Below are 21282 nucleotides of genomic sequence, written 5' to 3'. Positions count from 1 at the left end.
CGATGCCCTCACGACGGCCGTCGATGCTGGTCACGAACCTGGCCAACCGGGATCCCGGCAGCTCTCAGACGGTGATCCTCGAGGAGCTTCGCCGGGTGATCCTCAGCGGCGGCGCCCCGCCGGGCACCCCGATCCCGGTCGACGAGGTGGCCGAGCACTTCGGGGTCAGCCGGATCCCGATCCGGGAGTCGCTGAAGACGCTGATCGGCGAGGGCCTCGTCGATCACCGGGCCAACGCCGGGTACACGGTCGCCCGGCTCACCGTCGACGAACTCGAGGAGCTCTACCTGGTGCGGGGCGTCCTCGAGTCGGCGGCGCATTCCGTGGCGATCACCCTCGCCGACCAGGCGGACGACACGAGGGCGAAGGAGGCGTACGAGGCACTGGACCGCTCGGTGCTCGAGGACGACCTGACGGCGTACCACCGGGAGAGCCGCAACTTCCACCTCGCGCTGGCGTCGCCGTGCCGAATGCAGCGGCTTCTGCACATGTTCGAGGCGGCGTGGAACATCACCGAACCGGTGCAGCCGATGTCGCAGGTGGGAACGCCGGAACGGCTGCGGCTCCACCTCGGGCACCGCGACATGCTCGCGGCGTTCCTCGCCCGGGACGCCGCGGCGCTGAAGGCGGCCACCGATCGGCACAACGAACAACTCGACACGGTGATCGCCGCACTCCCCACGGACACCGGAATCTTCCGGGACACGCCCGGGTAGGCCGTCCGGCAAGATATATTCTCGGCTCGGACGAGGGCCCGCGAGAATATATCTTCGCCGTCACAGCCAGGAAATATCCCAAAACTACTTTTGCTCCCAACGCTTCGGTGGTGTGCTTTTCACCGAGGCACCCTTACATCGAGGCAGTCATCTGCGGACTGCACCAGGGAGCAAAACGATGACTCGAACAGCGTCCTCCTCAGAAGGCGACACCGTCCCCGGTGCACACCTGGCCGGCGCGGGGCTGATCAAGCCCGGCTACCACCCACGGCTGACCAACGACGATCTCGCGCCGCTGAAGACGCAGTCGTGGTCGGCGTACAACATCTTCGCGTTCTGGATGTCCGACGTGCACAGCGTCGGCGGGTACGTCACCGCGGGCAGCCTGTTCGCGCTCGGCCTGACGAGCTGGCAGGTCCTCGTCGCCCTGGTGGTCGGTATCGCGATCGTCAACGTGTTCGCGAACCTGGTGGCCAAGCCCAGTCAGGTCACCGGCGTTCCCTATCCGGTCATGTGCCGCAGCGCTTTCGGCGTTCTCGGCGCCAACGTGCCTGCCGTCATCCGGGGTGTCATCGCGGTGGCGTGGTACGGAATCCAGACCTATCTGGCGTCGCACGCGTTCGTGATCCTCGGACTGAAGATCTGGCCGGGCCTGGCGCCGTGGGCAGACGTGCACGAACACGGTTTCCTCGGACTGTCGGCCCTCGGCTGGGCCGGATTCATGACGATGTGGGTGCTGCAGGCGCTGGTCTTCTGGCGCGGCATGGAGAGCATCCGCAAGTTCATCGACTTCTGCGGTCCCGCGGTATACGTGGTGATGATGATGCTCGCGATCTACCTGATCAGCGAGGCCGGGTGGTCGAACATCAGCCTGAATCTCGGCGAGGTCCATTACTCCGGCTGGTCGGCCGTGCCCGTCGTGCTGGGCGCGATCGCCCTTGTCGTGTCGTACTTCTCGGGCCCGATGCTCAACTTCGGTGACTTCTCCCGGTACGGCAAGACGTTCGACGCGGTCAAGCGCGGCAACTTCCTCGGCCTCCCGGTGAACTTCCTGTTCTTCTCCATCCTCACTGTCGTCACCGCGTCCGCCACCCTGCCCGTGTACGGGCGCCTGATCACCGATCCGGTCGAAACGGTCGCGCAGATGGACAACCTGTTCGCCGTCGTCCTCGGTCTTCTCACGTTCATCGTCGCCACCATCGGCATCAACATCGTCGCCAACTTCGTCTCCCCCGCGTTCGACTTCTCGCACGTCAGCCCGCAGCGGATCAGCTGGCGGACGGGCGGGATGATCGCCGCGGTCGGGTCCGTCCTGATCACGCCGTGGAACCTGTACAACAATCCCGAGGTGATCCACTACACGCTCGAGACGCTGGGCGCGTTCATCGGACCGCTGTTCGGAATCCTCATCGCGGACTACTACCTGGTGCGCAGGCAGCGGGTGATCGTGGACGACATGTTCACCATGTCCGACGGTGGAACCTACTGGTACAAGAAGGGTTACAACCCGGCCGCGATCATCTCGACCGTCATCGGAGCGCTGGTGGCCGTCGTACCCGTGGTCCTCAAGGCCCAGCCGTTCGGACTCGACGCGTGGGGCATGGCGGGCGCCGCCCAGTATTCGTGGTTCCTGGGTATGGGCGTCGGATTCGCCTGCTACCTGCTCCTGTCCGCCGGTGCCCGGCGATCGCATCGCGCGGCCACCATCGACGCCTAGATTCGAATCCACGTGCTCATCAAGGTCGTCAATCCCAACACCACGCAGTCGATGACCGACAAGATCGGCGACTGCGCCCGGTCCGTCGCGGGCCCCGGGACGCTCGTCGAGGCGGTGAGCCCGAAGATGGGTCCCGCCTCGATCGAGAGCCACTACGACGAAGCACTCAGCGTCCCTGGGATTCTCGATGAGATCGCGCGCGGCGAGGAGGCCGGGGTGGACGGGTACGTGATCGCCTGCTTCGGCGACCCGGGCCTCGACGCGGCCCGGGAGCTGGCGTCCGGTCCCGTGCTCGGGATCGCCGAGGCAGCCATGCACGCCGCGAGTTTCCTCGGCCGCGGGTTCAGCGTCGTCACGACGCTGGGGCGCACCCGGGGCCGGGCGTGGGAACTCGCCGAACGGTACGGGATGCACCGCTTCTGTCTCGACGTCCATGCGTGCGAGATCGCCGTCCTCGACCTCGACAGCGACCCCGATGCCGTAAAGGTGATCACGGAGGCGTGCCGCGCCGCCCTCACCCAGGACGGTTCGGACGCGATCGTGCTGGGCTGCGCCGGCATGGCCGACCTGTGCGCCGTCCTGTCGGCCGACCTCGGGGTGCCGGTGGTCGACGGCGTGGCGGCGGCCACCCTCATGGTGCAGTCCCTCGTGACTCTCGGTCTCCGGACCGGCGCGCGCGGCGAGTTCGCGCCACCCCTCCCCAAGGCGTACACCGGACTGCTCGAGGGTTTCGGTCGCTGAACCACCGCTGCTGCGGAAAACCAGGGAATCCTTCTGTCACCTCTTGCGTGATCTGTGATCACAAATTACTCTAGAGAGAGTTACATCACAGAAGCCGCGGCCGCACCGATCGACATTCCCGGTCCTCGTGTCCGCACCCGCCTCTGTCCCCCAGGTACATCCAGAATCGGTCCGCGACGCTGCGGAACGACCGAGCCGCGAACCGACTGGTTCGACATGCTTTTCGCCGCAACGAAATTCGCATCACCGTCGAAGAGGAGCCTCGATATGACGACCAACCCATTGGACGACGCACCGCTGTCCAGATTTCACAAAAAGCTGGCGGTGTTCTCGTCGGGAGGGCCGTTCCTCGACGGCTACGTTCTGTCGATCATCGGTGTCGCGATGGTGCAGTTCGCCGACCAGTGGAGCCTGTCGTCCGTCGAGCAGGGACTGGTCGGTGCGTCGTCCCTGATCGGCATCCTCCTCGGCGCCTACGCAGGCGGATGGCTGACCGACAAGTTCGGTCGTGAAATCCTGTTCACCCTGGACCTGATCGCCATCATCGTGTTCTCGGTGGCTCAGTTCTTCGTCCAGGACGTGGTCTGGTTGATCATCCTGCGTCTGTTGATCGGCATGGCCGTGGGCGCGGACTACCCGATCGCCACATCGCTGCTGACCGAGTTCACTCCACGCAAGTATCGAGGACCGTTCCTCGGCGCGTTCGTCGCCATGTGGTTCGTCGGCGCCGCAGCCGCGTACGTCGTCGGCGAATTCCTGGCACGCACCGGTCACGACGACGCATGGCGGTGGATGCTGGCCAGCGCCGCAGTGCCCGCGATCATCATCGTCCTGGCCCGCGTCGGCACCCCCGAGTCGCCCCGCTGGCTCGCCAGCAAGGGACGTCTCGACGAGGCGAACGACGTGATGCGCAAGGTCTACGGCCCCCATGTCAGCATCGCGGACCTGCCCCAGGAAGAGGACGCGAACGTCAGCGTCAAGGATCTCCTCCGCTCCGGATACGGCAAGCGGATGGCCTTCATCACCCTGTTCTGGACGTGCTCGATCGTCCCGCTGTTCGCGGTCTACGCATTCGCACCGGCCATTCTCGGCGCGCTGAAGCTCGAAGGCGACGCCGCGCACTTCGGGTCGGCGTTCATCACGATCCTGTTCCTGGTCGGCTGCGTCGTCGCCCTGCTGCTGGTGAACCGAATGGGCCGGCGACCCCTGCTCATTCACAGCTTCCTGTGGTCCGGACTCGCACTGCTGGCCCTCGGACTCTTCCCCGAGGCCCCGAGCATGATCATCATGGGACTGTTCGCCGTCTACGCCGTCGTCATCGGCGGTAGCCAGATCCTGCAGTGGGTGTACCCGAACGAGCTGTTCCCCACCGAGATCCGTGGCTCCGCGGTCGGAATGGCGTCCTCGCTCAGCCGCATCGGAGCGGCGGTCGGCACCTTCCTGGTTCCCCTGTCGCTCAGCAGCATCGGCATCGGCGCCACCATGCTGATCGCGGCAGCAATCACCCTGATCGGCGCCGTCCTCTCTCAGTTCATGGCACCCGAGACCCGCGGAATGTCGCTCACCGAGAGCGCCGCCCTGACCCCCGCTAGCTCAACCCAGAGGATCCCCTCCGCCTCCTAGTCTGCCTCGACAAACCAGTGGTGGGGGTTGCACACAGAACGTGTGCAACCCCCACCACTGCTGTATGTGTCGACGAGGTCCGCTACCCGGTTTCCTGCAGGTCCATGTCGGGAAGGCAGATGCGGGCGAGATCGTCGAGCGGAATCTCCAGCACGGCCGCGAGTGCGGCGACCGTCGTGAAGGCCGGGGTCGCCAGGCGTCCCGTCTCGATCTTGCGCAGGGTCTCGGGCGAGATCGACGCGGCGTGCGCCACCTCGGCGGGCTTGCGGTCGCCTCGCGCCTGCCGGAGGTAAGCGCCGAGTCGCTTGCCGGCAGCACGCTGCTGCGGCGTCAATGGGGATCGCACCATAGGACAAGGATACGCACGCTCGGTATGAAAATACCGACCTCTCCACTAGTCTGGTATTTCTATACCGGGTTGTCGGCGAGGATGTGGAGCGTGAACGCGTGTTGGAACTGAAGACGCCAGCGGAGATCGAGGCGATGCGGAACACCGGCGCCTTCATCGCCGAACTGCTCGACGACCTGCACTCGCGTGCCCGGGTGGGGGTGAATCTGCTCGACCTCGAACACCGCGCGCGGCAGCTGATCGAGGAGCGCGGGGCGGTGTCCTGCTACTGGGACTATTCGCCGTCGTTCGGCCGCGGCCCGTTCCGCAACGTGATCTGCCTGTCCGTCAACGATGCGGTGCTGCACGGTCTGCCGCACGACTACGTTCTGCGCGACGGCGACCTGCTGAGCATGGACATCGCGGTGTCGATCGACGGATGGGTGGCCGACTCGGCGCGAAGCCTGGTCGTCGGCACACCGCGAGCCGACGACGAGCGGCTGATCGAGGCCACCGAACGCGCTCTCGCCGCCGGTATCGCCGCCGCACGTCCCGGTGGTCGTCTCGGTGACATCTCCGCGGCGATCGGCGCGGTCGCCGCCGACTACGGCTACCCGGTCAACACCGAATTCGGCGGGCACGGTCTCGGTCGCACCATGCACGAGGACCCGCACGTCTCCAACCAGGGACGCGCCGGACGGGGCCTGGTGCTGAAGCCCGGCCTGACCCTCGCGCTCGAGCCCTGGTTCGCCCGGGGCACCGACAAGATCGTCTACGACCCGGACGGATGGACCATCCGATCGGCCGACGGATCGCGGACCGCCCACAGCGAACACACGATCGCGATCACCGATGGTGAACCGCTGATCCTGACGCGCCGCGCGGCTTGAGGCACTCGCGGCCGGTCAGTTGTCCGATGCGGCGACCGAGGCCCTGATCAGGGAGGCCACACGTTCTGCCTCCGTGTACGCCCCGTGGGTACCCGCGGTCTCGGACGTGTAGTCGCCGGCGAAGTGGAGGGAGCCCACCGAGGCCTGGAGGTCGGCCAGATTCGCGGTGCGGTCGGGACCGAGCAACGCGAAGCAGTGCTGCCACGTTCGGGCGTGGACGCCGAGGATTCGTCCCCTGAGCTGCGGTGCCACCTCCAGGAAACTCTCCACCCAGCCGGCCACCCTGTCCTCGTCTTCGGCGAATCCCGGCTGGAATCCGGCGGAGTTTCCGTAACAGGTGAACTGCACTTTGCCCGCAGCCCAGTGGGGGCCGGACCGACCCGGGGTCGGGTTGATCACCGCGTCGAACGGCGTTCCGACGGTCACGATGAACGCCCAGTCCGCGATGTCGGGTAGCCCGTCGATGTCGGCGACGATGTTGAGCGTCGTGCTGCCCGGAGTGTCGAAGCTGTTGAGCGCGGCCACCTTCCATGGGGGCAGAAAGTCGAACACGGAGGGAACGACGGGGGCCGGTAGCGTCGACACGACGTGCCGCGTCAGAAGCGTCTCCGTACCGTTCGGGCCGGTGAACGTCACCTCGTAGACGCCCTGCTCCTCGTCGAACCTGACGTCCGTGACCTCCGAGTCGAAGCGAACGGTGCCCTCGGCCAGGTGGGTGTGCATGGCACGGGGGATCGCCTGCATGCCGCCGAGGGCGAACGACCGGTTGTGCTTCTCTCGTGCAAGGTAGCTGGCGAAATACCGGAGGGCGTACTTGGCCGAAAGCTTTGCCGGATCGCCCACCGCGCCGCCACGCATGGCCGCGTCGATGATGTCCCGGACGGCGGGCCGCAGTCCGCTGAGACGTTCGGCGATCGTCTCGGTCGCCAGGCGGCCGTGTTCGTCCTGGTCCAGGACGCCGTCGCTCGTGTGCTCGTGGTATTCGCGCAGCGCGCTGTCGATGAACTCGCTCAGTTCGGCCTTTTCGGAATCGGTCAGATCGAGGCGCGCGACGAGGTCTTCGTTGGTCTCGGCGACGATCGTCTCGCCGTTGACGTGGATTCCGTAGGTGGTGGGTTCGAACGGTACGACGTCGAGCCCGAGTTCGGCGGCGAGTTCTTCGGTCCGGGTATTCCGGTAGATGAACAGCGCACCGGAGTTCGCGCTCGCCCCGGCGAGATCTACCGTGTTCGATCTCCCGCCCACTTCACCGGTGGCTTCGAGCACGCAGACATCCAGTTTCAGGTCGCGAAGAAAGTACGCGGTGGCTGTCCCTGCTGTACCGCCACCGATGACGACCACGTCGTACATGCATCTCTCCTGAGGTTTTCGGGCGCAGCGTTGCAACGAAGCGGATGTGATGCGCGTCTCGTCGAGGACACTAATATGTAATCACAGATCACACAACCGCGGATGCGTCACCCCTCCGAGTGAAACCGTCAGGCGTTCGAAGCGGTGCGGGTTCGCCTACCCAGCGCTCGCCGACGCGGCCTGCTCGGAGGCCAGAAGGGCCTTGATGCGGTCGGTCGCATCGAGGAGCGATTCGTCGTTGACCGCCGCCGCCGATCCGCCCGAATGGTCCCGCGCCGCGGCAACGAGGCGCTCCTGGAACCGCCACAGCGAGTCGTCGACCGGGTCGTTCAGGCTTCCCTGCGCACCCACGATCTTGTATGCGCGACAGTGATTCCACAGGTTGCGAATCGACTGCAGAAGAACCGGATTCGCCGCAGCGGTGTACAGGATCGACAGCAGCGCCTCGTCGTGGTCGAGGTAGGCGACCACCCGCCCTTCGGCGGCGGCGGTTCGCATCAGGTCGTACTCGGCCTGCATCCTGTCGCAGTCCTCGCTCGTGATCCGCTGGGCGCCCAGCCGGGCGGCCTCCACTTCGAGCAGCCGGCGTACGTCGTACACATGCACCAACTCGGCGAGGGTCAGGCCCTTGACCACGGCCCCCTTGTGCGGCACGCGTTCGGCCAGGCCGGCCTCCTCGAGCCGGCGGATCGCCTCGCGCACCGGCATGACGCTCGTCCCCACCTGCTCGGCGAGATCGCGCACCCGCAGGCGGGCTCCGGCCGGCAGTTCGCCGGTCATGATTGCCTCATGAATCATCGAGTAGACCTGATCGGTCAGCAGTGTCGGCTCGGCGCGCTTGGTCATGACCACAGATCACATATTAACTGTCAATTGAATCTCAGTTACCGACACGGCCAAGGCGAGGCCAGCCGGTTCCCTGTTGATCGGCGTCGACGGCAACCCGGGCGCATTCACTTCCAACCCTTGTGTGATCTGTGATCACACTTTAGGGTGTGTGCAGGATGATCCCCGTCACATCATCCGAGCGTCGATCGAGCCTGACAGAAGCGGAGAGATCATGAGCCCGTCTCTGACAACGCGTCTCCTCACGCCCTCGACCGAGCAGTGGGATTGGCAGTTGCATGCCCGCTGCCGGAACATGGGCACAGACCTGTTCTTCTCCCCCGACGGCGAAACGCGACAGGCGCGCCGGTACCGGGAAGAGTTCGCCACCCGGATCTGTCAGTCGTGCCCGGTCGTGACCGACTGCCAGACGCACGCCCAGGCGGTCCGGGAACCGTTCGGCATCTGGGGCGGCACGACCGAGTCCGACCGCCGGTTCAGAAGCGGGCGGGCGCCGCGGCGGGCCGATGCGGACACCCCGTCCGCACGTATCGCACCGCGCCTGACCATCTCCTCACGACACCCCAGCCCGGGGCGGCAGAAGCTGTAGCGCTCCGCGCCCGTGCGCCATAGTGGTAGCCAGAGCTACCGAAAAGGCGCACGAGCGAGGAGCCCTCATGACCGCACCGCCCGGGCTGATCGAGTTCGACGCACTGAGCGACGCGCGGGCCGTCGAGCTGCTCGCGCGGTGCTGCTCGTCCACCGTCTGGGCTCGGCGGGTGGCGGCAGGCCGGCCGTTCCGGTCCGCTGACGCCCTGTACCGCACCGCCGACGAGGTTCTGGCCGCCCTGACAGAATCCGAGGTCGACGCGGCCCTGGCCGGCCATCCGAGGATCGGCGACCGCGCCGACAACCCGTCGTCCGCGCGCGAACAGTCGGCGGTCGCGTCCGCCGGCGACGACGTCCGAGCTCGGCTGCGTGCCGGCAACGAGGCGTACGAGCAGAAATTCGGGCACGTCTACCTGGTATGCGCATCCGGTCGGTCGGCGCACGAACTGCTCGACGTGCTGCACGAGCGTCTCGGCAACGACGCCGCGACGGAACGCACGATCCTGCGGTCCGAACTGGCCGCCATCAACCGGATCCGCCTCGAACGCCTCCTCGACGAGATCGCAAGCGGGCAACTCCGATGACCGATCCCACCGGTGACATCGCGGACGGCACCGTCGTCGTCTCCGGCGCGTACGTGGCCACGGTCGACGCGGCGGGCACCGAGCACCCGGACGGGTACGTGGTGGTGCGGGGCAACCGCATCGTCGACGTCGGCGCCGGACCCGCGCCGGTGGTCGAGAGCGCCCGGGTCGTCGACGGTCGCGGTTGCCTGCTGACACCCGGACTGGTGAACACCCACCATCACCTGTACCAGTGGATCACTCGCGGACTCGCCGCCGACGACAATCTGTTCGGCTGGCTGACCACCCTCTACCCGATCTGGGCGGGCATCGACGCCGACGCCGTCCGGACCGCGGCCACCGGCGGACTCGCCTGGCTGGCCAAGCACGGGTGCACCACCACGACGGACCACCACTACGTCGTGCCGCGAGACGGTGGCGACGTGTTCGGCGCCGAGATCGAGGCCGCGCAGACCGTCGGCCTGCGGTTCCACCCCAGCCGAGGGTCGATGGACCTCGGCCACAGCCGGGGAGGGTTGCCACCGGACTCGGTGGTGGAGCGTCTCGACGACATCCTGACGGACACCCAGGACGTCATCGACCGCTGGCACGACCCGGCGCCCGACTCGATGCTGCGGATCGCGGTGGCGCCCTGCTCGCCGTTCTCCGTCACCGGCGATCTGCTCACCGAGGCGGCGGCACTCGCCCGTTCCGCCGGGGTGCGGCTGCACACCCATCTCGCGGAAACCCTTGACGAGCAGGACTTCTGCCTCGAACGGTTCGGCTGCACCCCGCTGCAGTACATGGAACGACTCGGCTGGGTCGGCCCCGACGTCTGGTACGCACACGCCGTCCACCTCGACGACGACGCGATCGGCACGATGGCCGGCACCGGCACCGGTGCCGCCCACTGCCCCACGTCGAATGCCCGCCTCGGCGCGGGGATCGCCCGCGCCACGGACCTCCACACGGCCGGGGTCCCGCTGGGACTCGGTGTCGACGGCGCCGCGAGCAACGAGGCGTGCAACATGCTCGAGGAGGCCCGGCACGCCGTGCTGTTCGCCCGGGCCCGCGGCGGTCCGCGGGAGATGACGGTGCGCACCGCCCTCGCACTCGCCACGCGAGGCGGGGCCCGGGTGCTCGGCCGCGACGACGACCTCGGCTCTCTCGAGCCCGGGAAACTCGCCGACCTCGCGCTGTGGCGAGTCGACACCCTCGCGCATTCCGGCATCACCGACCCGGTGGCCGCGCTCGTCCTCGGCGTCACTCCACCCCTGGAGTTACTGCTGGTAAACGGGCGGGCCGTCGTCGAGCGTGGGAGAGTGATCACTGTGAACGAGGAGAGCGTCGCCGCGGAGGTCGAGCGGGCCCACCGGGCCCTGGTGCTTCGGGCAGGGTGACACCGTGGATCTGTCGTTCGTCACCGAGATCTCGGCTCCGCGCAGCCGCGACGACCTGCCCGCCCCGGCACCTGGAACGGCCTTCCTGGCAGGGGGTACCTGGCTGTACTCCGAACCGCAACCGACGGTCACCCGGCTGGTGGACCTGACCACCCTCGACTGGCCCGCGATCACCGTCCACGACGACGAACTCGAACTCGCCGCGACCTGCACCATCGAGAATCTGTGCACTGCAACATTTCCCAAAGAGTGGACGGCGGCAAAGCTGTTCCGGCCGTGCGCCGAGTCCCTGGTCGCGTCGTGGAAGATCTGGCACACCGCGACGGTCGGCGGCAACCTCGCGCTGGCCCTTCCCGCCGGCGCGATGATCACGCTCTGCTGCGCACTCGACGCCGAACTCCTGATCTGGACCGACGGCGGTGGTGAACGACGAGTTCCGGTGGACCGGTTCGTGACCGGCGCGGGTCGCACGGCGCTCGCGCCCGGCGAACTGATTCGCAGCATTCACCTCCCCGCCGCCGCCCTGCGGGGCCGCACGTCGCTGCGCAAGATCGCGTACTCGCCGCTCGGTCGGTCCGGCGCCCTGCTCGTCGGACGCGCCGCGGCGGACGGCTTCGCGCTGACCGTCACGGCGTCCACCGTCCGCCCGTTCGTGCTGCGATTTCCGGCGGTTCCCGACCCCGACACGTTGAGTCGTTCGCTGTCGGAACGGATTTCCCCCGACGACTACCTAACCGACGCCCACGGCGCCGCGGACTGGCGTCGTCACGTCACGGGAGTTCTCGCCGAGGAGATCAGGAGGGAACTGGAATGAAGGTGACGGTCGACGGGCAGACGGTGGATGCCGAACCCCGGCCCGGACAGTGCCTGCGGACGTTCCTCCGCGAGCAGCAACTGTTCGCGGTCAAGAAGGGCTGCGACGCCGGCGACTGCGGAGCCTGTTCCGTGCTGCTCGACGGCGCTCCGGTGCACTCGTGTGTGGTGCCGGCGCACCGCGCCGAAAACCGCGAGGTGACCACCGCGGCCGGACTCGGCAGTCCCGATCGGCTCCATCCCGTGCAGCAGCAGTTCGTCGCCGCGGCCGGCTTCCAGTGCGGGTTCTGCACCCCCGGGATGGTGGTGACGGCGTCCGCACTCGACGACGACCGGCGTGCCGACCTGCCGCGCTCCCTGAAGGGAAACCTGTGCCGCTGCACCGGGTATCGCTCCATTCGCGACGCCGTCGGCGGGGTGCGCACCACCGAATCGGACAGCGCCGGTGCGTCGTTCGGCCGCTCGATTCCCGCCCCCGCCGCCACGCGGGTGGTGTGCGGCGCGGAGCCGTACACGCTCGACCTGGCAGTCGAGGGTCTGACCCACATCCAGCTCCTCGGCAGCCCCCACGCGCACGCCCGCATCACCCGACTCGACACGTCCGCGGCGGAGCGGCTGCCCGGCGTCCACGCGGTGCTCACCCACCGCGACAGTCCCGACGTCGCCTTCTCCACCGCGCGCCACGAGTTCCGCACCGACGACCCCGACGACACCTACGTGTTCGACACCATCCTCCGGTTCCGGGGGCAGCGCGTCGCGGCGGTCGTCGCGGACTCCGTCGACATCGCCCGTCGCGCAGTGGAACTGATCGACGTCGAGTACGAAATACTCGAACCCGTCTTCGACCCCGATCTGGCACGGCGCCCCGGCGCGCCGCTGCTGCACGGCGACAAGGGTCCCGGCTCCCGGATCGCCGATCCGGCGCGCAATCTGGTGGCCGAGGTGCACGGCGAGGTCGGCGACCTCGCAGCCGGACTCGCGGCGGCGCGGGCCACGGGCGCGGTGGTGGAGGGCACGTGGCAGACGCAGCGCGTGCAGCACACGCATCTCGAAACCCACTCGGCCATCGGCTGGCTCGACACCGACGGGCGCCTCACCCTCCGCAGCAGCACCCAGGTGCCCTTCCTCGTCCGCGACGAACTCGCCCACCTGTTCTCGCTCGACCGCGCACAGGTCCGGGTGTTCACCGCCCGCGTCGGCGGCGGCTTCGGCGCCAAGCAGGAGATGCTGGTCGAGGACCTCGTCGCCCTCGCCGTGCTGCGCACCGGCAGGCCGGTGCAGTACGAGTTCACCCGGTCGGACCAGTTCACCATCGCTCCCTGCCGGCATCCCATGCGGGTCGCAGTGAAGGTCGGGGCCGACGGCGACGGACTGCTGACGGCGCTCGCCGTCGACGTGCTCTCGGACGCCGGCGCGTACGGCAATCACTCGGTGGGGGTGATGTTCCACGGCTGCAGCGAATCCGTTGCGCTGTACCGGTCGCCGAACAAGCGGGTGGACGCGCAGGCCGTCTACACCAACAATCTGCCGTCCGGCGCGTTCCGCGGCTACGGGCTGGGGCAGGTCATCTTCGCGGTGGAGTCGGCGCTCGATCAACTGGCGACGCAACTCGGCATCGATCCGTTCGAACTCCGTCGTCGCAACGTGGTCGTCCCGGGTGACGACTTCGTCGATTTCGAAGTGGAGCACGGCGACCTCACGTACGGCAGTTACGGACTCGACCAGTGCCTCGACCTCGCGGAAACCGCACTGCGCCGCGGCAACGACGTCCGACCGCCGGACGGCCCGCAGTGGAAGGTCGGCGAGGGCATGGCGGCGTCGATGATCGCGACCATTCCGCCGCGGGGCCACTTCGCGGACGTGTCCTGCACCCTCGTGGAGGGCGCCCGGTACGAACTGCGGGTGGGCACAGCCGAGTTCGGGAACGGCACCACCACCGTGCACGCCCAACTCGCGGCGTCGGCGCTGGGCACCACCGCGGACCGGATCACCGTGATCCAATCCGACACCGACGTCGCCGGGCACGACACCGGCGCGTTCGGTTCGGCCGGCACGGTCGTCGCGGGGAAGGCGGTGCACATCGCGGGAACCCGGTTACGGGAGCAGCTGTTCGACGTCGCCCGCCGCATCGCGGGCGCCGACCCGGACAGCGACTGCGCGCTGACACCCGACGCGGTCGAGGTGGCCGGGCGGGTCGTCGAACTGGACAAACTGGTGCCCGAGGGACCGCTCCGCGCCGAGGGCAAGCACGACGGCACCCCCCGCTCGGTGGTGTTCAACGTGCACGCGTTCCGGGTGGCGGTCGACACCGTCACCGGCGAGGTCCGGATCCTGCAGTCGATCCAGGCAGCGGATGCCGGCACGGTCCTCAACCCGCAGCAGTGCCGCGGGCAGGTCGAGGGCGGTGTGGCGCAGGCGATCGGCAGCGCGCTGTACGAGGAGATCCTGCTCGACGGTGCCGGAACGGTCCTCAACCCGCAGCTGCGGAACTATCACATTCCGCAGCTCGTCGACGTGCCGGACACCGAGGTCTATTTCGCGGACACCTACGACGAACTGGGCCCGCACGGCGCCAAGTCGATGAGTGAGTCTCCGTACAACCCGGTCGCCCCGGCCCTGGCCAACGCCATCGCTCACGCCACGGGCGCTCGGCTTCGCCGTCTCCCGATGACCCCCGCCGCCGTCTGGCGTGCGCTCCCGCGCCCGTGAGTACTTGTTAACCGCCCGACGTTAATAAGTACTCACGGGCGCGAAGCGCAATCGGGCGCTGGCCCTTGACCAACTTCGTCTCGGCGACGCTCACCGGGAACCAGCGGGCGTCGTCGACCTCGGGGAACTGCTGACGCTTCCCCGATCGCGGCGGCCACTCCAGTTCGAAGGTGTTGCTCCCGACGAACGTGACGTCGTCGGTCGCCTCCGCCAGGTAGACGGTGATCAGCTTGCGGGACGGCTGCTTGAACTGTCCGAGCAGGTGATACTCGACGTCCGGCGGCGGTGCGCCGATCTCTTCCTCGTACTCGCGCAACGCGGCCGCGAAGGGGTCCTCGCCCTCGACGTATTCGCCCTTGGGGATCGACCACGCAGCCTCGTCCTTGCGCGCCCAGAACGGGCCGCCCATGTGCACGATCCACAACTGGAGCACTCCTGCATCGTCGATGCGATACAGGAGCACTCCAGCGCTGGTGACGGCCATCGACCCAGGTTAGGCCGCGGCGCCCTCCCGTTGGTCGGTCAATTCGATCGACTCGATCTCCTGGGCGTAGTGGAAGTGCGGCCGGCGGTGTCCGACGAACGAACCGAACCACGACATCACCGCGACGTACCGGTTGCGGAACCCGACCAGGTAGACGAGGTGCACGGCGAGCCACAGGAACCAGGCGAGCACACCGGTCAGCTCGATCTTGCCGACGCGGGTGATTGCGCGGAACCGGTTGATGATGGCCATGCTGCCCTTGTCCCGGTACTTGAACGGCGTTCCGAGGGCGCGCTTTCCGTTGATGATTGCCGCGACGTGCCTGCCGCCCTGCATCGCGAACGGCGACTGTGCGGGCAGGTTGTTCAGCGAGGCCATGTCGCCGATCGCGTAGACGTCGTCGTAGCGGCCCACGGTGAGGTCTTCGTCGACCAGGAGGCGGCCACCGCGCCCGGTCTCACAACCGGTCCGGTCCGCGAGCACGGCCGCGAAGTCGTTCGCCTGGATGCCGGCCGACCAGATGATCGTGTCCGCCGTGAGGCGCTTCTCGAAACCGGTGCTGGGCGACGAGAGCGTGGCGCCGCGCTCGTCGATGTCGGTGACCATGGTGCCGAGAACCACCTCGACACCCGCCTTCTCCAGCGAGTCCTGGGTGTACTTGCTGAGCTTGCCCCCGAACACCGGCAGCGTCTCGTTGGCGCCCTCGACGAGGGTGACCGTGACGTCTTCGGACGTGATGTCGCGGAGCGACTTCTCGAAGTAGCGGCCCGCCAGTTCCTTGATCTGACCTGCCAGTTCGACACCGGTCGGGCCGGCACCGATCACGATGAAATGCAGCAGGTCGCGGCGACGCTCCGGGTCGGAGGTGGTGTGCGCCTCCTCGAAGCAGCGGACGATCTGACGGCGCAGCCGGTCGGCGTCGGCGACGGTCTTGAGCGCATACGTGACCTCGGCGAACTCGTCGTGGCCGAAATAGGCCTGCCGGGCGCCCGTCGCGGCGATGAGGCTGTCGTAGCCGATCGTGTGGCGGATGCTGCCGGCCTCGTAGACGACCTCCTTCTTGTCCGGGTCGACGTCGACGACACGGCCGAGGCGGACGTCCCCGCTGGGGTACTTGGCGAGGATCGCGCGGATCGACGGGGCGATCTCGCCGGGCGAGATGACGCCGGTCGCGACCTGGTACAGGAGCGGCTGGAACAGATGTTCGGTGGTCTCGGAAATCAGCACGAACGGCGTGCCTGCCTTGCCGAGCTTCTTCGCCGCCGCGAGGGCGCCGAATCCCGATCCCACGATGACGACCTGTGTGCGATCCACCGAAAACCTCCTACTGCCTGAGCGTCACTTAGCGCTGCGTATGAGCTCCACATTAGGGATCGACGAATGCCAATTGCCAGTAAGCTGGGGAAATCGAAATTGTGTTATCTCGATTGCTCATAAGTCGTGTGAAAAGGACGTAACCTCGAGTCATGGAGTTCCGACAGCTTCGCTACTTCCTCGCGGTCGGCGAGGAGGGCAGTTTCTCGCGCGCGGCGCAACGCTGCTTCATCTCACAGTCGGCGATCAGCCACCAGATCGCCAAACTCGAGCAGGAGTTGGGCACCACCCTGCTCGAGCGGACCACCCGCGCCACCAAGCTCACCCCCGCCGGTGAGCGCCTGATGCCGATCGCGGCCGAGATGATGGGTCTCGAGGCGCGCGCGCTGTCGGTGGGACTCGATCCGCGCAACCGTCTGCGCATCAGCGCGAGCATGAGCTTCGCGACGCAGAGCCTCGAGGCCATTTCGCTTGTGCGCGAGGACTTCCCACAGCTCGACATCGAATTCGTCATCAAGGACTTCACCGACCGCATGACCGCGGTCGCGTCGGGCGACGCCGATCTCGCACTGATCCGCGGCGGCGTCGATCGGCCCGGTCTGGAAACGGTGGAATTCGGGCTGGAAGATCTGGTGATCGTCACGTCGAGCAAACATCCGCTGGCCGGGGTCTCGACCGTCGACCTGAGCGAACTGGCGCCGTACCCGCTGCTCCTGCCGCCGCGCAGCAGTCAGATCCTGATCCACACGGTGGTCGAGGACGCATTCCGGCAGGTCGGCCAGCGGGTGATGCTCGGACCGTCGATCCCCAGCGACCACACCGCCACCCTCGACGTCCTCACGACACCCCGGTCGTGGACCGTGCTGTACGCCGACACCGCGGACGCGACTCCCCGACGAGGTTTGAGCTTTCTGCGCGAGGCCCACGACCGTCTGCGCATCCCGGTGTGCGGCGTGGTCCGCAGCGGAACCGCGACACGACCCGAACTCACGCGCCTGTTCCGCGCGCTCGCGCAGTCGATCGCCGGGTCCGGCGGATCGATCTGAAGGTGTCTGTCCGGCTCGCCATTGCCAGGTCTGCGCTGCCACCGAGCGAGTAGCCTGACACTGCACCGGGATCGGGGCAGATCCAACACGAGAGGCTGACGCCGTGCGTCGTGAAGCAATTCGTCGTTCGTTCGTAGCCTGGACCGCGGCCGCCGTGACGGTCCTCGCGATCCCGCTCTGCTCGTTCGCCACCGCGATGGCGAACCCGCCGCCGGTCCCGGCAGCGACGACCACGGCGTTCCAGGTCCCGGTGCGGTTCGTCGCAGGATGCCTGTTGATGACCGTGTTGGCCTGTGAGTACCCGCCGCCACTGTCGACCGTGACGCCGTCGGCAACGACGGGTGCATCCGGCGTGGTGACCTTTGCCGCGGAGCGTTCGGCGACCAACTCGACCTATTGCGTCGCCGTGTGGGTGAACTGGCGGAACCTGACCACCGGCGTCGCCGGCACCACCCCCCTCCGACACGTGGAGCCCGACCACAGTCGGCCCACCGGACCGTCGGATCGGTGCCGATACGCGCCCGCGACGGTCGTCACCGGCAGCGGCACGATCGCCGCGGTCGCCGACGTCGGCGCACACCCCCCGGTCGACGGGTATCAGATACTGGTCAACCCGGGGCTCGGTACCTTCCCTGTCCCGTAGAGCGTGTGTGCTACCTGCCCCGACGGACGCAGGGGACGTCCGTGGAACCTCGTCCGCAATGAGCAGACATGCTCTAGACGTCGATCAGTCCGTGCCGGTCGACCCAGGCCTGCACGTGGTCGAGCAGAGCGTCGGGGACCTCGAGCTGCGGGGTGTGCCCCACGTCGGCGAGAATCACGCTGTCCCACCGCGGGTTTGCCGTCGCCACCTTGCGGGCCGCCGCGACCGGAACCAGTCGGTCGCGGTCGCCGTGGAGCAGCAGGACCGGCTGCGCGATCGACTGCATGACGCCGAGATATCGCCGCGGGCGGGCCAGCACCCGCATCAGCGATCGGCTGGCCTGAAGGAACGCGGCGTCCTCGGGCGGCAGTCCGCGACGGTAGCCCGTGAGTGCCGCTGCCGCGGCGAGGGAATCCTCCGACGCCCGGCTCGGATCGGCGAAACACAGGTCGATCATGCGCTCGACCAGTTGCCGGTCCGTCATCTTCCGGCCGGCGTACTGCAGGTACCGCTCCCCCACGAAGGGTGTGAAGTACATCGCGAACTGCACCGCGATCCGCGGGTCCGGGACCCTTTGCGCCACAGGCAGTGCGGGGTCGACCAGGATCAGCGCCGAGACGGTGTCGGGGTGCGCCGCCGCCTCGAACAGTGAGATCATTCCGCCCATCGAATTGCCTATAAGAATGACGGGACGGCCGACGACCTCGCGCAGGAAGCGGTGCAGCACTGCCGCGTTGGCATCGACCCCCGTCCGGCGGTGTCCGGACGGGCTGAGACCGAAGCCGGGGAGATCGACGGTCAGTACCCGCGTGCGTTTCGCAAGGACCGGCGCGATGCGAACCCAGTTGAGGTGCGAGCCGCCGAGTCCGTGGACCATGACGACCGGAGTGGCCCCGGTGTCTTCGCCGTACTCGACCCAGTGCACCGGGCCGTCGAGGTCGACGACGCGGCCCACGCCGCCCCAGCGGTCCGCGAACTCCTGCGGGGCAGGTTCGCCGACTCTATTCGGATCCACCATGTGTCCGTCCGTTCCGGCTGTCGCCGTGTCGAGGCCACCGGCCAGTCTACGACGCCCCGCGAACTCCGCCCGGGAAAGTAGGTTGGACGCATGCAGCGCGGACCGGTGAGACCCTGATGACGATCGGAGGCGTGCTGCTCGCCGCCGGGGCCGGGTCCCGCATGGGCATGCCCAAGGCCCTCGTCGTCGGTGCGGACGGGCAGCCGTGGCTGGCGCGTGGTGTCCGCGTGCTGGCGGACGCGGGATGCGAACCCACCGTGGTGGTGCTCGGTGCCCGCGCCGACGAGGCGCGGACGCTGCTGCCCGGTGGCGTCCCCGTGACCGTCGGAATCGCGGACGACTGGCAGTCGGGGCTCTCCGCGTCCCTCCGCAGCGGGCTGGAGGTCGCGGCGACGTTCGACGACGTCGACGCCGTCGTCATCACCCTCGTCGATCTCCCCGACCTCGGCGCCGACGCCATCCGGCGGATGGCGTCGGTGCCGCCCGACGCCGCCCGGTCGGCCCTCCGCCAGGCCCACTACGCCGGACATCCGGGCCACCCGGTGCTGATCGGCCGGGACCACTGGCTCCCGTTGCGGCGCAGCCTCACCGGAGACTCCGGCGCCCGCGCATACCTTGCCGCGCACGGCGCCGAGACGGTCGACTGCTCCGATCTGGGCTCGGGCCGCGACGTCGATTCGCCACGCGAACTCGGCTGACTCCCGGACGAGCGGGACCTAGCGGCTGACGGCCTTCTTGTACCGGCGGATCGCGAACGGCACGAAGATCACTAGCAACACCGCCGACCACGCCAGGGAGGCGATGACGGGGTGCTGCAACGGCCACGCGTCGGGAACGGTCATGGCCGGGTTGGTGTTTCCGAACAGTTCCCGCACGGCCTGCGTCACCGCGGACACCGGGTTCCATTCCGCGATCACCTTCAGCGGTCCGGGCAGGTTGGTGGTCTCGACGAATGTGTTCGCGATGAACGACAGCGGGAAGATGACGATGAAACTGGCGTTGTTGAACACCTCCGGTGTCCGGATCCACAGCCCGACCACCGCCATCACCCAGGACAGGGCGTAGGCGAACAGCAACAGGAGTAGGTAGCCGAGGACCGCTTCTCCGACACTCGAGTGGATGCGCCACCCGATGATCAGGCCGGTCAGCGACATCACGACGAGGCTGACGATGTTGATCAGGACGTCTGTGGACGTGCGGCCGAGCAGCACGGCGGACGGGGCCATCGGCAGCGACCGGAACCGGTCGATGATCCCCTTCTGCAGATCCTCGACCATTCCGAGGCCCGTCCATGTGGCCCCGAAGATGACCGTCTGTGTGAAGATGCCGGCGATCAGGAATTCGCGGTAGGACATCCCGGGAACCTGGATGGCGCTACCGAACACGTACGCGAACAGCAGCACGAACATGATCGGCGACAACGTGGTGAACACGATGAGGTCGGGGACGCGCTTGATCTTGATCATGTTGCGTTTGGCGATGGTGAGTCCGTCCGCGAGCGCGGTGTGCACGGATGCCGTCTGCTGGGCGCTCATGAGACGTGCTCCTCTTCGGCTTCGTGTCCGGTCAGGGTCAGGAAGACGTCGTCGAGGGTCGGTCTGCGCAGACCGACGTCGAAGACCTTCACTCCTCGATTCGAGAGTCGGCCCAGCGCCTCGACGAGCGCGTCTGCACCCCCGGTGACCGGGACCGTCACCCGGCGGACGTTTTCTTCCACCAGGATGTCGCCTGCGGCGAGCGGGGCCAGTTCGTCGCGCACCACGGAGAGGTCGATGCCCTCCCGGACGCTCAACTCGATGCGCTCACCGCCCACCCGGTCCTTCAGTTCGTCGGCGGTTCCGCGGGCGATGACCGAGCCGTGGTCGATCACCGCGATCTGGTCGGCGAGTCGCTCGGCCTCCTCCATGTACTGCGTGGTCAGCAACAGAGTGGTGCCCTTGGCGACGAGGTTGTCGATGACGTCCCACAGCGCCAGCCGGGCGCGGGGGTCGAGCCCGGTGGTCGGTTCGTCCAGGAACAGCACTTCCGGCTCGGCCACCAGCGCGCCGGCGAGGTCGAGACGTCGGCGCATGCCGCCCGAGTAGCCCTTGACGGGACGATCGCCCGCCTCGACCAGATCGAATTGTTCGAGCAACTCGCGGGCCCGCGCCTTACTCCGTTTGGCCCCGAGGTGGTAGAGCCGCCCGACCATTTCCAGGTTCTCGAAACCGGTGAGGTACTCGTCGACGGCCGCGTACTGCCCCGACGCGCCGATCCGGGATCGGAGGACCCGCGCGTCGTGCACGACGTCGAGACCGGCGACCTGCGCCCGGCCGGCATCCGGGACGAGGAGCGTGGTGAAGACCCGCACCGCCGTCGTCTTGCCGGCGCCGTTGGGCCCGAGAAGCGCCGTGACGGTTCCCGAGGGGACAGCGATGTCGACGCCGTCCAGCGCGGTGACCTTGCCGTACTTCTTGACCAGACCCTCTGCCGTTATCGCATCGACCATCAGAA

21 protein-coding genes are annotated in these 21282 nt (G+C 67.8%); 13 read left to right on the top strand and 8 right to left on the bottom strand.

Translation table 11 applies throughout. From position 1 onward, the window contains the following. The first annotated feature begins 2 nt into the window (after positions 1-2). The 4 genes from ACFTWF_RS19370 (at position 3) to ACFTWF_RS19355 (ending at position 4797) form a co-directional block, all read left to right on the top strand. Positions 3-716, top strand: coding sequence for a GntR family transcriptional regulator (locus ACFTWF_RS19370; RefSeq protein ID WP_378462797.1), 714 nt, complete (start codon positions 3-5; stop codon positions 714-716). A 178-nt stretch (positions 717-894) separates the two neighbouring features. Beyond that, positions 895-2433, top strand: a complete 1539-nt coding sequence (locus ACFTWF_RS19365; RefSeq protein ID WP_378462796.1) for an NCS1 family nucleobase:cation symporter-1 — start codon at positions 895-897, stop codon at positions 2431-2433. A gap of 12 nt (positions 2434-2445) precedes the next feature. Then, positions 2446-3174: an aspartate/glutamate racemase family protein gene (locus tag ACFTWF_RS19360; RefSeq protein WP_378462795.1), complete on the top strand. Its 729-nt coding sequence runs from the start codon at positions 2446-2448 to the stop codon at positions 3172-3174. Positions 3175-3441: 267 nt separating this feature from the next. Then, the gene (locus ACFTWF_RS19355; RefSeq protein ID WP_378462794.1) at positions 3442-4797 is read left to right on the top strand and encodes an MFS transporter; all 1356 of its coding nucleotides are present in this window, start codon (positions 3442-3444) and stop codon (positions 4795-4797) included. Between the two features lie 82 nt (positions 4798-4879). On the opposite strand, the gene ACFTWF_RS19350 is transcribed toward ACFTWF_RS19355, so the two are convergent. Next, entirely contained in the window at positions 4880-5146 is a 267-nt protein-coding gene (locus tag ACFTWF_RS19350) for a helix-turn-helix domain-containing protein (protein ID WP_185727326.1), read from the bottom strand. A gap of 98 nt (positions 5147-5244) precedes the next feature. Between ACFTWF_RS19350 and map the strand changes: the two genes are divergently transcribed. Next, on the top strand, positions 5245-6015 hold the full coding sequence (map, locus tag ACFTWF_RS19345; RefSeq protein WP_378462793.1) for a type I methionyl aminopeptidase: 771 nt from the start codon (positions 5245-5247) through the stop codon (positions 6013-6015). Between the two features lie 15 nt (positions 6016-6030). Here the strand turns inward: map and ACFTWF_RS19340 are convergent, their stop codons facing one another. Both ACFTWF_RS19340 and ACFTWF_RS19335 read right to left on the bottom strand, forming a co-directional pair. Then, the gene (locus ACFTWF_RS19340; protein WP_378462792.1) at positions 6031-7365 is read right to left on the bottom strand and encodes a flavin monoamine oxidase family protein; all 1335 of its coding nucleotides are present in this window, start codon (positions 7363-7365) and stop codon (positions 6031-6033) included. A gap of 156 nt (positions 7366-7521) precedes the next feature. Then, on the bottom strand, positions 7522-8211 hold the full coding sequence (locus ACFTWF_RS19335; RefSeq protein ID WP_378462791.1) for a GntR family transcriptional regulator: 690 nt from the start codon (positions 8209-8211) through the stop codon (positions 7522-7524). 214 nt (positions 8212-8425) lie between these two features. On the opposite strand from ACFTWF_RS19335, the gene ACFTWF_RS19330 reads away from it, so the two are divergent. From ACFTWF_RS19330 to ACFTWF_RS19310, 5 genes are all read left to right on the top strand, one after another. Then, entirely contained in the window at positions 8426-8800 is a 375-nt protein-coding gene (locus ACFTWF_RS19330) for a WhiB family transcriptional regulator (RefSeq protein WP_378462790.1), read from the top strand. Between the two features lie 67 nt (positions 8801-8867). Then, complete coding sequence (gene uraD / locus ACFTWF_RS19325) at positions 8868-9383, top strand: 2-oxo-4-hydroxy-4-carboxy-5-ureidoimidazoline decarboxylase (RefSeq protein ID WP_378462789.1); 516 nt, start codon at positions 8868-8870, stop codon at positions 9381-9383. Further along, positions 9380-10762, top strand: coding sequence for an 8-oxoguanine deaminase (locus ACFTWF_RS19320; protein ID WP_378462788.1), 1383 nt, complete (start codon positions 9380-9382; stop codon positions 10760-10762). The genes uraD and ACFTWF_RS19320 overlap by 4 nt, the downstream gene beginning before the upstream one ends. A gap of 4 nt (positions 10763-10766) precedes the next feature. Further along, a complete protein-coding gene (locus ACFTWF_RS19315) occupies positions 10767-11576 on the top strand; it encodes an FAD binding domain-containing protein (RefSeq protein ID WP_378462787.1) in 810 nt (269 codons plus the stop codon). Then, positions 11573-14284: a molybdopterin-dependent oxidoreductase gene (locus tag ACFTWF_RS19310; RefSeq protein WP_378462786.1), complete on the top strand. Its 2712-nt coding sequence runs from the start codon at positions 11573-11575 to the stop codon at positions 14282-14284. Before ACFTWF_RS19315 ends, ACFTWF_RS19310 begins: the two co-directional genes overlap by 4 nt. 7 nt (positions 14285-14291) lie before the next feature. On the opposite strand, the gene ACFTWF_RS19305 is transcribed toward ACFTWF_RS19310, so the two are convergent. Continuing rightward, the gene (locus ACFTWF_RS19305; protein WP_378462785.1) at positions 14292-14768 is read right to left on the bottom strand and encodes an NUDIX domain-containing protein; all 477 of its coding nucleotides are present in this window, start codon (positions 14766-14768) and stop codon (positions 14292-14294) included. Between the two features lie 9 nt (positions 14769-14777). After that, complete coding sequence (locus ACFTWF_RS19300) at positions 14778-16082, bottom strand: NAD(P)/FAD-dependent oxidoreductase (RefSeq protein ID WP_378462784.1); 1305 nt, start codon at positions 16080-16082, stop codon at positions 14778-14780. Positions 16083-16234: 152 nt separating this feature from the next. Between ACFTWF_RS19300 and ACFTWF_RS19295 the strand changes: the two genes are divergently transcribed. Beyond that, positions 16235-17128, top strand: coding sequence for a LysR family transcriptional regulator (locus tag ACFTWF_RS19295; RefSeq protein WP_378462783.1), 894 nt, complete (start codon positions 16235-16237; stop codon positions 17126-17128). A gap of 103 nt (positions 17129-17231) precedes the next feature. Further along, the gene (locus tag ACFTWF_RS19290; protein ID WP_378462782.1) at positions 17232-17771 is read left to right on the top strand and encodes a hypothetical protein; all 540 of its coding nucleotides are present in this window, start codon (positions 17232-17234) and stop codon (positions 17769-17771) included. A 73-nt stretch (positions 17772-17844) separates the two neighbouring features. On the opposite strand, the gene ACFTWF_RS19285 is transcribed toward ACFTWF_RS19290, so the two are convergent. After that, complete coding sequence (locus tag ACFTWF_RS19285) at positions 17845-18789, bottom strand: alpha/beta fold hydrolase (protein WP_378462781.1); 945 nt, start codon at positions 18787-18789, stop codon at positions 17845-17847. A gap of 116 nt (positions 18790-18905) precedes the next feature. Here ACFTWF_RS19285 and ACFTWF_RS19280 point away from each other — a divergent pair, with 116 nt between their 5' ends. Then, positions 18906-19487 carry an NTP transferase domain-containing protein gene (locus tag ACFTWF_RS19280; protein WP_378462780.1) on the top strand — a complete coding sequence of 194 codons (582 nt, stop codon included), beginning with the start codon at positions 18906-18908 and terminating at the stop codon, positions 19485-19487. Between the two features lie 18 nt (positions 19488-19505). Here ACFTWF_RS19280 and ACFTWF_RS19275 read toward each other — a convergent pair whose 3' ends face one another. Both ACFTWF_RS19275 and ACFTWF_RS19270 read right to left on the bottom strand, forming a co-directional pair. Next, positions 19506-20324 carry an ABC transporter permease gene (locus tag ACFTWF_RS19275; protein ID WP_378462779.1) on the bottom strand — a complete coding sequence of 273 codons (819 nt, stop codon included), beginning with the start codon at positions 20322-20324 and terminating at the stop codon, positions 19506-19508. Next, positions 20321-21277, bottom strand: a complete 957-nt coding sequence (locus ACFTWF_RS19270; RefSeq protein WP_378462778.1) for an ATP-binding cassette domain-containing protein — start codon at positions 21275-21277, stop codon at positions 20321-20323. The genes ACFTWF_RS19275 and ACFTWF_RS19270 overlap by 4 nt, the downstream gene beginning before the upstream one ends. Positions 21278-21282 lie beyond the last annotated feature (5 nt).

It is taken from the genome of Rhodococcus sp. NPDC056960, from assembly GCF_042674125.1.
Lineage (GTDB): Bacteria > Actinomycetota > Actinomycetes > Mycobacteriales > Mycobacteriaceae > Rhodococcus_F.
Note: the sequence above shows the minus strand (reverse complement) of the source record. Positions and strands in the feature narration are given on the sequence as shown.

Bases quoted from the DNA above. Each gene is read 5' to 3' on its own strand.
- ACFTWF_RS19370 (WP_378462797.1), top strand. From the start codon at position 3: ATGCCCTCACGACGGCCGTCGATGCTGGTCACGAACCTGGCCAACCGG.
- ACFTWF_RS19365 (WP_378462796.1), top strand. From the start codon at position 895: ATGACTCGAACAGCGTCCTCCTCAGAAGGCGACACCGTCCCCGGTGCA.
- ACFTWF_RS19355 (WP_378462794.1), top strand. From the start codon at position 3,442: ATGACGACCAACCCATTGGACGACGCACCGCTGTCCAGATTTCACAAA.
- ACFTWF_RS19350 (WP_185727326.1), bottom strand. From the start codon at position 5,146: ATGGTGCGATCCCCATTGACGCCGCAGCAGCGTGCTGCCGGCAAGCGA.
- ACFTWF_RS19340 (WP_378462792.1), bottom strand. From the start codon at position 7,365: ATGTACGACGTGGTCGTCATCGGTGGCGGTACAGCAGGGACAGCCACC.
- ACFTWF_RS19335 (WP_378462791.1), bottom strand. From the start codon at position 8,211: ATGACCAAGCGCGCCGAGCCGACACTGCTGACCGATCAGGTCTACTCG.
- ACFTWF_RS19330 (WP_378462790.1), top strand. From the start codon at position 8,426: ATGAGCCCGTCTCTGACAACGCGTCTCCTCACGCCCTCGACCGAGCAG.
- uraD (WP_378462789.1), top strand. From the start codon at position 8,868: ATGACCGCACCGCCCGGGCTGATCGAGTTCGACGCACTGAGCGACGCG.
- ACFTWF_RS19320 (WP_378462788.1), top strand. From the start codon at position 9,380: ATGACCGATCCCACCGGTGACATCGCGGACGGCACCGTCGTCGTCTCC.
- ACFTWF_RS19310 (WP_378462786.1), top strand. From the start codon at position 11,573: ATGAAGGTGACGGTCGACGGGCAGACGGTGGATGCCGAACCCCGGCCC.
- ACFTWF_RS19305 (WP_378462785.1), bottom strand. From the start codon at position 14,768: ATGGCCGTCACCAGCGCTGGAGTGCTCCTGTATCGCATCGACGATGCA.
- ACFTWF_RS19295 (WP_378462783.1), top strand. From the start codon at position 16,235: ATGGAGTTCCGACAGCTTCGCTACTTCCTCGCGGTCGGCGAGGAGGGC.
- ACFTWF_RS19285 (WP_378462781.1), bottom strand. From the start codon at position 18,789: ATGGTGGATCCGAATAGAGTCGGCGAACCTGCCCCGCAGGAGTTCGCG.
- ACFTWF_RS19280 (WP_378462780.1), top strand. From the start codon at position 18,906: ATGACGATCGGAGGCGTGCTGCTCGCCGCCGGGGCCGGGTCCCGCATG.
- ACFTWF_RS19275 (WP_378462779.1), bottom strand. From the start codon at position 20,324: ATGAGCGCCCAGCAGACGGCATCCGTGCACACCGCGCTCGCGGACGGA.
- ACFTWF_RS19270 (WP_378462778.1), bottom strand. From the start codon at position 21,277: ATGGTCGATGCGATAACGGCAGAGGGTCTGGTCAAGAAGTACGGCAAG.